At 53.5% G+C, this 11,696-nt stretch carries 10 protein-coding genes; 2 read left to right on the top strand and 8 right to left on the bottom strand.

Going from position 1 to position 11,696, the window contains the following annotated elements:
- Window positions 1-176: 176 nt before the first annotated feature.
- From JJE36_03605 to aroF, 5 genes are read right to left on the bottom strand one after another with little or no spacing between them, the layout of a single operon-like run.
- Window positions 177-1,316 carry a chorismate mutase gene (locus JJE36_03605; protein MBK5211382.1) on the bottom strand — a complete coding sequence of 380 codons (1,140 nt, stop codon included), beginning with the start codon at window positions 1,314-1,316 and terminating at the stop codon, window positions 177-179.
- Complete coding sequence (aroC, locus tag JJE36_03600) at window positions 1,316-2,326, bottom strand: chorismate synthase (GenBank protein ID MBK5211381.1); 1,011 nt, start codon at window positions 2,324-2,326, stop codon at window positions 1,316-1,318. Before aroC ends, JJE36_03605 begins: the two co-directional genes overlap by 1 nt.
- On the bottom strand, window positions 2,313-3,575 hold the full coding sequence (aroA, locus tag JJE36_03595; protein MBK5211380.1) for a 3-phosphoshikimate 1-carboxyvinyltransferase: 1,263 nt from the start codon (window positions 3,573-3,575) through the stop codon (window positions 2,313-2,315). The genes aroC and aroA overlap by 14 nt, the downstream gene beginning before the upstream one ends.
- A complete protein-coding gene (locus tag JJE36_03590; protein ID MBK5211379.1) occupies window positions 3,575-4,429 on the bottom strand; it encodes a prephenate dehydrogenase in 855 nt (284 codons plus the stop codon). Before JJE36_03590 ends, aroA begins: the two co-directional genes overlap by 1 nt.
- 13 nt (window positions 4,430-4,442) lie before the next feature.
- Window positions 4,443-5,441 (bottom strand): 3-deoxy-7-phosphoheptulonate synthase, encoded by a 999-nt coding sequence (gene aroF / locus JJE36_03585; protein ID MBK5211378.1) that lies wholly within the window; start codon window positions 5,439-5,441, stop codon window positions 4,443-4,445.
- 345 nt (window positions 5,442-5,786) lie between these two features.
- On the opposite strand from aroF, the gene JJE36_03580 reads away from it, so the two are divergent.
- Entirely contained in the window at window positions 5,787-7,088 is a 1,302-nt protein-coding gene (locus tag JJE36_03580; protein ID MBK5211377.1) for a coproporphyrinogen III oxidase family protein, read from the top strand.
- Window positions 7,088-7,696 carry a hydrogenase maturation protease gene (locus JJE36_03575; GenBank protein MBK5211376.1) on the top strand — a complete coding sequence of 203 codons (609 nt, stop codon included), beginning with the start codon at window positions 7,088-7,090 and terminating at the stop codon, window positions 7,694-7,696. The genes JJE36_03580 and JJE36_03575 overlap by 1 nt, the downstream gene beginning before the upstream one ends.
- Here JJE36_03575 and hemG (JJE36_03570) read toward each other — a convergent pair.
- The 3 genes from hemG (JJE36_03570) to hemH are packed head-to-tail and all read right to left on the bottom strand — an operon-like array spanning window position 7,693 to window position 11,692.
- Window positions 7,693-9,171, bottom strand: coding sequence for a protoporphyrinogen oxidase (gene hemG, locus JJE36_03570; protein MBK5211375.1), 1,479 nt, complete (start codon window positions 9,169-9,171; stop codon window positions 7,693-7,695). The genes JJE36_03575 and hemG (JJE36_03570) overlap by 4 nt on opposite strands.
- A gap of 9 nt (window positions 9,172-9,180) precedes the next feature.
- Window positions 9,181-10,677: a protoporphyrinogen oxidase gene (hemG, locus tag JJE36_03565; protein ID MBK5211374.1), complete on the bottom strand. Its 1,497-nt coding sequence runs from the start codon at window positions 10,675-10,677 to the stop codon at window positions 9,181-9,183.
- 37 nt (window positions 10,678-10,714) lie between these two features.
- The gene (gene hemH / locus JJE36_03560; GenBank protein MBK5211373.1) at window positions 10,715-11,692 is read right to left on the bottom strand and encodes a ferrochelatase; all 978 of its coding nucleotides are present in this window, start codon (window positions 11,690-11,692) and stop codon (window positions 10,715-10,717) included.
- Window positions 11,693-11,696: the final 4 nt, after the last annotated feature.

The following is an 11,696-nucleotide window of genomic DNA, read 5'->3' as shown; positions in this document are numbered from 1 at the left end:
TTTGCTACGGCGACCTTGCCTAAACATCTCAATTGCCTTTGCTTTTGTTGCCGTAGTTATGTTGCTCCTCGCCATGTGACCTCCTAATAAAAAAGTTGGACCTGAATTTAAATCCAAGTCCAACTTTAGGGGTTCACACCAAAAGGGCGCGTCGTTTTTGTGCGTTTACTCCTTGCTCATACTTCGCTATAAGCCCCGAGAAACGCGAACTGATCGATTGCCTCATCAAGTTCGCAAAGAAGATCGATGAAAGTCGCATCATAGACGCTTGCATCCATGTCGAAATAAAACATGAATTTAAAATCACTTCCGGCCAGAGGCCTACTTTCGATTTTGGTGAGATTTACCCCGAGTGTGGCAAACTTGGAAATCATCGAATAGAGCGATCCAGGCTCGTGAGGAACCGTGAACATAAGGCTTATCTTGTTTGCGCCGGGGTATATTTCGAGCTTCTTGGAGATGCAAATGAAGCGCGTATAGTTGTTGTCGCTGTTTTGTATCGATTCGCTGAGCACCGTCAGATCGTAGAGTCGGGCACACTCGATTGCAGATATCGCCGCAACGTCCCCTCTCCCCGACTCCTTGACCATTCGCGCGGCGACGGCGGTGTTTTCGACGACATTGACATGCACGTCTGAAAGCCCCTTCAAGAACTCACCACACTGACCGATCGCCTGCTCATGTGAATAAATCTCTTTTATGTCCTCGAGCTTTGCGCCATCGTTGGCAAGCAACGCGTGATGAATGTGCAATTTCACGCTACGGGCGATATGGAAATCACGCTGCTTCATGAGATCGTAGACTTCCGTCACCGAGCCGTAGGAGCTGTTCTCGATGGGAAGCATGCCGTAATCGCAAAGTCCTTGTTCAACCGCTTGGAAAACCGCCTCGAAGGTGTTGAAATACACAATGTTCGGCAAAGAAAAGAGCTTATCGGTCGCAGCTTGCGAGTACGCGCCCTCCGTTCCCTGGCATGCCACGACGGCTTTGTTGGGAAAAATTCGCGGGGTGTTTTCCAGCGCATCGTGGATGCGTGATGAGAGTTCTCCTCGACATCCCATCGCACGGCTCTGATACGATTTACCGATGTCGAACAATGTCGTGAACAAAGCCCGCGCATACATTTCATAGCCTGCGCCAGCCTTGCCTGCCATTCGGGAGAGAACCGCTCGCTCACGTCCTTTATCGAGAATCGATTGATTGTGCTCGCTTTTGTACCGCGCGATTTGCGCGGTTGCTTCTATCCGCTTCTTCATCAGATCGACTATCGAATCGTCAATCTCATCGATTTCGTTTCGTGCATCCGATAAATCCATCAGTTTTCTCCTAACAAAAAGTCCAAAATGACCAGAGCCGTTATCGCTTCGGCGACCGGAAGCGCCCTCACCACGACACAAGGGTCGTGGCGGCCGAGCACCCGAATGACCGCGTCCTTGCCCGTTTCCAAATTGACGGTTTGTTGCTCGCGTGCTATCGAGGGGGTCGGCTTAAAGCTCAGTGTCATGGTGACGGGCATACCGGTGCTGATTCCGCCAAGTATTCCTCCGTGGTTGTTCGTACGAGTTCTGACCATATCGCCGTCATAGAAAAACTCGTCGTTGTTCTGCGAGCCGAACATTGTGGCGACTTTGGTTCCGGCGCCGAACTCGACGGCTTTTACGGCGGGAATGCCGAAGGCGGCAAAAGAAAGCGCCGACTCGAGGCCGCCGAAGTATGCATCGCCCAGACCGGCGGGCACTCCGGATGCGGTGACGGTGATCGCCCCTCCGATCGAGTCGTTTGCCACTCTTGCCTGTTCGATGGCTTCAATCATCTCAGCAGTCGGCTCGCTCGCCTCTTGCTCAACCTCACCGATACGTATGATCCGAGCCGAAATGGATATACCGCGACGCTCGAGTATCTGCAAAGCGATGCTTCCCGCAGCGCAGAGCGGAGCGGTCAGACGACCCGAGAAATAACCGCCGCCGGCAGGAATGCGTTTGCCCGTCTTCGCATAAAACGGAAAGTCGGCATGCCCCGGACGCGGCGTATCTTTGATGGAATCGTAATCGCTTGAACGGGTATTGCCGTTCAAAATTTCCATATGGATCTGCTCCCCGTCGGTGACCCCGTCATGCAGCCCGGAGAGGAATCGCACGACATCGGCTTCTTTGCGCGAGGTGCTCAACGAGGAGCGACCCGGTGCACGCCGCTCCATGAATCTTTCAAGCAGGACCGCATCGACGCGTTCACCGGCCGGTATTCCGGAAAGCTTAGCTCCGATGGAAGGCGAATGCGACTCACCGTAAAGTTCGAGTTCGATCTTGTCGCCCTTAAGAGATTTCACGATACACACCTCCCACACTCTTCAGGTCTTCGAAAAACCGCGGATACGACTTCTCGACTGCATCGGCACCTTTTATCACGACCGGTCCTATCGCAAACAGCGCGGCGATGGCCGCCGCCATGACGATCCGGTGATCGCCCTTCCCGTCCACGACGCCTCCGCTTAGGCGAACGGGCCCGTTTATGACGAACGCATCGTCGAATTCTTGTATGTTCCCACCGAGCGCACCGAGCATTCCAACTATAGCGGAGATGCGATCGCTTTCTTTGATGCGCAGACGCCCTGCTCCGATAAAACTCGTTTGACCGTGCGCTGCGCAAGCGAGAACCGCCAAAGCCGGTGCCAAGTCGGGCGTCTGAGAAAGATCGATGACTGCCTCGTAGAGCTTTTCATGCGTACTAAAAATCGTATCGCCTTCGACGACGCGTGTGCCGAATCGGTCGAAAATAAAGCGAATGGCGCTGTCCGGTTGATACGTGAGCGGATCCAGACCCGAAAGCTTGATATCGGCTCCCAACGCATCGGCGACCAGCCAGAATGCCGCACTCGACCAGTCACCGTAGACCAAGTCACCGACAAAAGGTACGTACGCCTGACTCCCCGGAATTGTGAACATGCGGTCCGCATCATCCTCCATCCAAACGCCGAATCTCTCAAGGATGTCCAGCGTCATATGAACATATCCTTGGGATTCGAGAGGAGTGGTTATTTCAATGACACTCTCACCTTTCAACTTCGGCAGTGCAATCAAAAGACCTGAGACGAATTGCGATGTTATATTCCCCGGCAACGAAAACTTCCCCGCTTTCAAACCACCGGAGAGTGCCACCGGCAACGAAGATGCGCTCGCCTTGCAGCCGTTTTTACTCAATTCGTCCAAAATCTCGGCAATCGGACGCTTCGGGAGTCTTCCCTCTCCGACGAACGTGGCATTGTGGGCGATTGCCGCAGCCACCGGCAGGAGCAAACGCAAAGTGGTACCACTTTCCCGACAATTCAACAAAGGCGCCTCAGGAACGCTGACAATGCCTGTAACCGACACATTTTCACCCTTGCGGTCGATTTTGGCGCCGAGAGCTTCGAGACAGCCGATGGTGGCCTCGATATCGGCCGAGAGCTGATCGATGGTCATCATCGTCGTTCCCGAACAAAGGGCGGCGCATATCAATGCCCGATGCGCTTCGGATTTCGATGCGGGCACGCGTATGGTCCCTGAAAGTTCCTCTATCGGTTGTACTTCGATATCCATTACTTTTCCTTTGAAACGATTCGATTGTCGATTTCCTCTTTTTGCTCTCGCCCAGCGCGCAACAGTTCTTCGAGACGCGTCGCGTCGCCGATCTTAATGGCGGTCGTATACTCTTCAAGACGCAACGTGATTCCTTCGAGTTCCGTAACGAGATTCGTACTGTTTTCCAGGAACAACTCCGTCCACATGACCTCGTTGAGTTTTGCGACGCGCGTCATGTCCAGGTAACTCCCCGCGGAAAAACCGGCATGCTTGCGAGCAGTCGGACTTTTAATGTAGGCACTTGAGATCACATGGGCCAACTGAGAAGTGAAAGCTATCATTTCATCGTGATAATCGGCGGAGGCGATCTCGAAATTCGTAAAACCGATGCGTTCGCAGAATTTTTTGAAGACTTCTATCTCCTCTATGCGAGCGCTTTTCATAGGAGTCAGAACGAGAGAGGCCTCTTTAAAAAGCGTTTCGGAGGCTGAATTGAAGCCGGAAGTCTCAAGCCCGGCCATCGGATGGGCGCCGATGTAGGTAAACCAATGCTCACCGGCAATACTCGATAAATCGTCGAAAATTGCAGCCTTGATTCCGCAAAGGTCGGCGAGTATGGCATTCTTCTTAATCCGGTCGGCATTTCGACGAGTCCACTCGACGGCCGCTTTCGGATAAAGTGCCAATAAAATCATGTCGCACTCTTTAATGCGGTCCTCGTTCAGTTTCGCATCGATCGCTTCAACGAGGATAGCCTTATAGACGACACTCTCGTCGATATCGAATCCCAAAATCGTATCGTTTCCGAGGTTGTGGGCAGCCTTTGCAAACGATCCGCCGATGAGCCCCATTCCAACTACGCCGATTACCATGATCATTCCTTCTCTAGAGAACGGCTCGGAGGGCAAAGACCGATGAAGCGACTTCATCGAAAGCTTCGGGCGTCAACGACTGCGGACCGTCACAAAGCGCATGCGAGGGGTCGTTGTGCACTTCAATCATCAGTCCGTCGGCGCCCGCCGCCGCGGCGGCCAAGCTCAGAGGTCTCACCAGCGCCGCAATTCCGGCCGCATGGCTCGGGTCGACGATGACGGGGAGGTGCGACAGTTTTTTCAAAACCGGAACGGCACTGATATCGAGCGTATTTCGCGTGGCGGTTTCAAAGGTTCGTATGCCACGCTCACATAAAATAACGTCGGTATTGCCGCCGGCCATGATGTACTCGGCGCTCATCAGCAACTCCTGGAGGGTGTTCGCCATTCCTCGTTTGAGCAAAATAGGCTTATGCACGTGACCGAGCACCTTGAGCATTTCGAAATTTTGCATATTGCGAGCGCCGACCTGAATGAGGTCGACATCATCGAAGAGTTCGAGTTGGGAAATATCCATGATCTCACTGACGATCGGCAATCCCGTCTCCTCTTTCGCCTTCTTCATGAGCTCGAGACCTTCGCCTCGAAGGCCTTGGAATGCATAAGGCGACGTTCGCGGCTTGAAGGCTCCACCGCGCAAAAGTTTCGCGCCCGATGCCTTGACCGCTTGTGCCACGGCGCTTATTTGTTCGGGAGTCTCCACCGAACACGGACCGGCGATGATCTGAAAATTTCCTCCGCCGATTTTCACGCCGCCGACATCTACGACGGTGTCTTCGGGGTGAAACTTGCGATTGGCTTTTTTGTAGGGCTCTTGGATGCGTTTGACATCCTCGACGATGTCGAGCGCAAGAATGAGATTCATATCGATGCGCAACGTATCTCCGACGAGACCGAGAATGGTCGAAGAGGCACCATGCGACTCGTGAATCTGCAACCCCTGATTGGTCAACCAGTTCTTGAGGTTATCCAATTGCTGTTGATCGGAATTCTCTTTCAGGATTACAATCATTTTTCTCGCTCCTTTGTCCTTAAACCATTATCGACGTTTTACTCTCACAACACCCGACCTATAAAAAAAGACTCCGTCAGCGTTTTGCTACGAAGTCTTCAAGGTTTTTTCAGTTCTTTTCGTATTCGAAAATTATACCCTTGCCGCAGCAAAACCTGATTCAGACTTCTCGTAATACCAGAAGCCGAAAAAGTAAAACTTTGCTGCGAACGCATTGTGCATGGAATGTACACTCCAAAAATAGGTTAGATGAGATTGTACCACATTAGAATAAACATTCTTTATTATTACGAGCACGAAACGGTAGAATTGAATCTGTCCGAAATTGATGAGATTGGAAACCACGTGCTCTCAGAACGCATTTTGACCAACGTGACACGAATATTCAACAAGGATTATCTCAACGGTACCGTTGCAACCGATATGGCACGCATCCCGAAACCGGACCCCGATAAACACTATATGCTCTACGTGCATGTTCCGTTTTGCAAACAACTCTGCACATACTGTTCGTTCAATCGCTTCTACTTCAAAGAGGAACGCGCACGCGAATACTTCACGTATCTGCGTCGCGAGATGCGACTGGTTGCAGACATGGGATTTCGTTTCGAGGCAACGTACATAGGCGGAGGAACACCTACCGTTTTGCTCGATGAACTCGCCGATACCATCGATCTTGCGAAAAGCCTCTTCCCCGACATCAAAGACGTCTCCTCGGAGACGAATCCGACCGATCTGGGAACCGAGCTCTACGAAGCGCTCAGCGGCAGGGTCGACCGTCTTTCAGTCGGCGTGCAGAGCTTTGATGATGACCTCCTCCATCAGATGGGTCGCTATGATACGACCGGATCGGCCGAGGAGACATTGGCCGCCGTTCAGTCGATGCAAGGAAAGTTCGATTCCTTTAATGTCGATATGATATTCAATTTTCCCAGTCAAACCTTCGAAACCCTGCAGCGTGACATCGAACTCGTCAAACAAACCGGGTGTAACCAAACGACATTTTATCCCCTCATGGCTTCGCCCTTGCTCCGTTCACAGCTTAAATCGACCATCGGTGAAATCGATTACGGCCGCGAATATGAGATGTACAAGATGGTCTGCAACGGGCTTGCGGATACATTCAACCCCTCCTCGGCGTGGACGTTCAGTGCCGACAAAAATATGATAATCGACGAATATATCGTCGATTATCCCGAATACGTCGGCATCGGCTCGGGAGCGATGTCGTACCTTAAAGGATGCAATTACACCAACACTTTCAGCCTGAGAGAGTATTACGACCGCCTCGACCACGATAAGATGGGCATCACCAAAAAGAGTAAGGGCGGACAGTCGAAAATATCCTCCATGCGCTACACGTTCGCCAGCCAACTTTTCGGTCTCAGACTCGATAAGTCGGCCTTTTACAAAGAATACGGCGTCTCGGTCAGTACCGGGTTGCCCGCCGAAATGTCGTTTATGCGCATGGTCGGCGCTTTTGCGACCGACAACCGCGAAGAACTGACTTTGACCGAAAAAGGGCGTTATCTCATGGTGGCGCTCATGCGTGAAACGCTCGCCGGTAGCAACGACTACCGGGATAAAGCGCGCGAACAACTCCCCGTAGACGAGTTCAGAGCACTCTTAATGAAGGAATATCAATAATGACGCATGAGCACACCGAACAATTTCTCAAAAAAGTCGACGGCACCGGCGATAGAATTCTCATCATGGGACCGGGGAATACCATCATGGGCGATGAGGGAATCGGACCCCGCTGCATCGAAGCACTCGATCGCGATTTCGATTTTCCCGCCAACGTGACACTCATGGACGCCGGTACGATGGGACTGCTGATACTCGACAGCCTTCGCGAGTGCGACCGTCTGATTGTGATTGACGCCGCCCAAGAAACCGGGCATCCGGCGGGAACCGTTTTATTGTTCACCCCTGAGGAGCTTGCCGCCAACCAGGTGCTGCATTCGGCTCACGACATGCGCTTGGTGGATGTTTTGAAGGCGGCTACGATGATGGATATCGAGCTGAAATCAAAAGTCATCATCGGTGTGCAAGTGCAAGACATCACTCAGTGGGTTTTGGAACTATCCCCCGCCGTCGAAGCGGCGGTGCCCGTCGCTTGTGCCGCCGCGCTCGATCAATTGGCGCATCTCGGAATCGAAGCCACCCCCAAGCCCGACGTGAATCTTGCCCCGGCCCTGCTCGACGCACGGGAAAATTTCGCGCCCATGCCCGAGGAAAACCTCGAAGCCTAAAGCTCTTCGCTGTACTCGATTCCGCAATCGCCGAGCACCTTGAGAGCTGCGCGCTCTCCGCCCTCTATACAGTTGGGCACACCGACTCCGCGAAAGCATCCCCCGGCCGCGGCAAGCCCTGAGGTTGCAGCGCAGATTTCTTCGATTGTCTCCACACGGCCGAGATGGCCCATGGTATATTGCGACATTCCCAAATGCCATCGGTAAAACCGAGAGAACAGTGGCTGCGCCCCCGGCTTGATATCCATGATTTCACGCAATTCCGCAAGGATTATCTCCGTGAGTTCTTCATCGGTTTTCTCCATGAGCTCTTGATTATGCGGCGTTCCGCAAAACCCCCGAAGAAGCACTCTGCCTTCAGGCGCGCGATGTTCCCATTTGTTCGACGACCACGTCGCCGCGAGAAGCGCCCTGTTCTCAACGGCCGGCACAAGCGTCCCGAACCCTTTATCCGGAACATCGACATCCTCGGCGCGAAAGCCGAATGAGCAGGTGGATGAAGTGAGATTGGGAATTTGCCGATACGCCTGAGACATTTCGGGAGATATTCGTTCGATCAGCTGCGCACCGGCGTAGCTTTCGGTGGCGATTATCACGGCATCCGCAGAAATGCACTCTCCTGTTTCGAGCGTGATGCGATAGGTCTCGCCATTTTTTTCAAGGGACTGCACGCCGGCACTCGTATGGAGATGTTCTCGGCCGGCCCTGTCGGCCATCGTGTCGGTGAGCTGATGAAGTCCGCCTTTGAAGGTGGCGAACAGCGGCGCGGGGCCCTTAGTCGCACCGTCACGTTTTAATGCAGCGCGCTCTCGAGCTGCCGCCATCAAAACAGTACCCTTGATAACCGAGCCGTACTTTTGCTCCATATCCAAATAGCCGGGGAAAGATGCGGCAAGTGACATCGTCTCGGGCGCGGAAGCATGAACACCGCCGATGAACGGCTCAGCGAGATAGTCGAGCACTTCTCGACCGAAACGTCGCGTTATGAAACTCTCGAGAGATTCATCGTTGAATGCACCGGGAGCAACTTCCTTTTTCGGCTCCACGAGATCGCGCAACATTTCACGTTTTCCCTCTTCACTCAAAAGTTCGGTTTCAAACAGCGGAGCCAACTGCGTGGGGATGAACATCGAAAACCCGGTAGGTAGATGATATTTCTTGCCTTTTCGCCAAATATACGTTCCCCGTCGCGCATTGTTGCAGCCCAATTCTTGGTCGGCGATTCCCGCCGACTTCGCGACACGGTGCACCGCCGGCTTACGCTCGGTGAAACAGTCCGGCCCTCCGTCTACCACGTACGGCTCACCCGTTTGCGGATCGGCTACGATTTCACCTGCGACTTTTCCTCCGAGCCGCATGTCTCGCTCATAGAGATCCCATGTCATATCGACGCCTGCATTTTGTGCACGTTTCAACAAATAGGCGGCACCGAGCCCCGTCGCTCCGCCACCGATAATCACTATATGAGCCATCATGTCCCTTTTCTAAAAGATACGCGTATCCGGCTTGCCGTCCCCATCGAGAACGATATTGAAATCATCGAGTATTTTCGAAGCCGCTTTTTCACCGGATTCCAGACAGTTGGGAACCCCGACCCCGTCGTAAGAAGCACCCGCGAGCGCAAAGCCGGAGAGCGAATCCACAATCTCGTGAAGCGCCTTCATACGATCGAGGTGACCCACGGTATATTGCGGCATGCTCTCAGGAAAACGAAACACCTTGGCGTAACGAATGGGGGCATCTTTGACCAAACCGAGGAGTTCCTCATACGTTTTGCGTGCGAGATTTATGATTTCCTCGTCGGTCAAATCGAGCATATGGGGATCGCGCGGACCTCCGATGAAGCCCCGAAGCAAAACTTTGCCCTCAGGGCAGCGTCCCTCCCACTTCGACGACATCAGAGAAATACCTGTCACGCTGCGATGCTCGACTGCGGGTGTCAGTATACCGTGCCACGCTTTATCGAAAGGCGCATCGTGGCCGTCGAAGGCGAGAATGACCGTCGCACAAGAAGAGTACGGTATGGTGTCGAGGATAGCGGCGGCGGAGGCGGCGAAATCTTTCATCAACGGTGAGGCGACCCATCCGGCAGTCGCGCAGATGACCGCGTCGCCATTCATCACTTCTCCCGACTCGAGGGTGACACGATAAGAGCCGTCTATCCGTTCGAGAGACTTGACCTCGGCACCGAGCCGAATGTTATCTTGCCCGATCGCATCGGCGAGAGCATCTGCGAAAGACCCCATGCCCCGCTTGAACGAGCTCATGAACGTCCTGCGTTTCTGTCCGGGTTTCGAAGGATACTTCTTTTTCATCGCCTCCACTTTTTTTCGCTGAGCCAAAAACCCGCGAATGAGGGAGCCGTGATCTTGTTCCATTTGCAAAAGCGAAGGGTAGGTCGCCAAAACCGACATCGTTTTGGGATCCGACCCGTTTACGCCTCCGATTATCGCTTCGGCTAAATTATCGAGGCACTCGCGACCGAGCCTGCGTGTCACAAGCGACTCGACGGACTCGTCCTCCAAGCCACCGGCGGGTTGTTTCTTTTTCGGCATGAAAAAATCGAGGACCATGCGAAATTTAGCCGGCCAGGAATAAAGTGAGGTGGTGGCGAGCGGAATGATTTTAGTCGGCGCGAACATCATGATTCCATCGGGCATCTCGACGAGCTTATTATTTTTTACGATGAATGTCTTTTTCACCTCGTCGAGGGTGCCGGTTTCCTCGGTTGCCATATCTATCATCTCGGCGACACGATGCAGCGCGGGTTTCTCGGTCATGTAACAGTCACTACCGCCGTCTGCGACGATCATCTGCCCTTCGAGGTCGACGACACGGTCGGTCCAGAGCTGACCGCCGATACGATCTTGTTGTTCCAAAACGGTAAAGGAAACTTCGGCGCCCGCATCTTGCGCGCGTTTGATTTTATAGGCGGCGCCCAAACCGGCGATTCCGCCCCCGATGATGACAACGTGTCTCATAGCTCGACCTGCTCACGAATGAATCGTATAAAAATGGTTATTCGCTCTCACGGACGGTCTCTATCGATTCGACGAACGCATCGACGAGCGATTCGGAGTTATTCGGGGAAGCACTTCTGAAAAAGGCCATCCCGGCATCGGTGACCTGCTTTTTTGCAACGATATCGAGATCGTAAAGCGTTTCCATATGATCGGTTGAAAAGCCGAGCGGCGAACAAACGACCGCCTTGATCCCCCGCTTTGCGGCATCGTCTATGAACTCGGACAGCGTCGGCTTGAGCCAATCCGCCCCCCGCATACCCTGCGACTGAAATGTGACACACCAAGGGCGAGGAGGCTTACTGGTTCCATACGCCTTGATATCTTCGATCATGTATCCGTCTTCATCGGCCGGTGAGAGAAAGAGATGTTCGGACAGCGCATCGGCGGCGCGGCGCAGGCCGTCCTCATATACGTAATCGCCGGTCTCGACGGCGGACAGGGGCAAACTGTGCGCTGAAAACGAGATGGGAGCCTCGTCCGTCTCGACGTCGACCGCATCGAATATTTTGCCGAGAGCGTCTGCCTGTGCTTTGATGAAGCCCTCGAATAACCCGATCTCGGGTGCGCATACGAGCTTCACGCCTTCATGAAGGGCGACGGCTCCGCCGACCTCCTCGAACGCTCTTCCGTTGGATGCCGTCGAGTAGAAGGGAGAAAGTGAAACCGCAATGATGCGTGTGGCACCGCAGTCCACGAGAGCATCGACTGCCTCGATGATCGAGGGCGCCGTGTGCACCATACCGATTTCGACGGGAACGAGTGTTCCGCCCGATGCCAACTTTTTTTCGACGGAAGCGGCAATTTCTCGAGCGTAACCGATCAAAGGCGAGCGACCGCCTATCGCCACGTAGTGAGACTTCAAGCGATCGAGCACTTCATCACTCGGTGTACGCCCGATGAGACTTGTCATGAAACCTGAAACCTCTTCAAGGGTTTCGGGCGCTCCATAACCGACGATTATGACTGCATCCATGATC

Source organism: Coriobacteriia bacterium, assembly GCA_016649875.1.
Lineage (GTDB): Bacteria > Actinomycetota > Coriobacteriia > WRKU01 > JAENWW01 > JAENWW01.
This window is presented reverse-complemented; position numbering and strand designations above follow the sequence as displayed.

Coding starts and splice junctions, on each gene's coding strand:
- JJE36_03605 (MBK5211382.1), bottom strand. CDS start 1,316: ATGGATTTATCGGATGCACGAAACGAAATCGATGAGATTGACGATTCG.
- aroA (MBK5211380.1), bottom strand. CDS start 3,575: ATGGATATCGAAGTACAACCGATAGAGGAACTTTCAGGGACCATACGC.
- JJE36_03590 (MBK5211379.1), bottom strand. CDS start 4,429: ATGGTAATCGGCGTAGTTGGAATGGGGCTCATCGGCGGATCGTTTGCA.
- aroF (MBK5211378.1), bottom strand. CDS start 5,441: ATGATTGTAATCCTGAAAGAGAATTCCGATCAACAGCAATTGGATAAC.
- JJE36_03575 (MBK5211376.1), top strand. CDS start 7,088: ATGACGCATGAGCACACCGAACAATTTCTCAAAAAAGTCGACGGCACC.
- hemG (MBK5211375.1), bottom strand. CDS start 9,171: ATGATGGCTCATATAGTGATTATCGGTGGCGGAGCGACGGGGCTCGGT.
- hemG (MBK5211374.1), bottom strand. CDS start 10,677: ATGAGACACGTTGTCATCATCGGGGGCGGAATCGCCGGTTTGGGCGCC.
- hemH (MBK5211373.1), bottom strand. CDS start 11,692: ATGGATGCAGTCATAATCGTCGGTTATGGAGCGCCCGAAACCCTTGAA.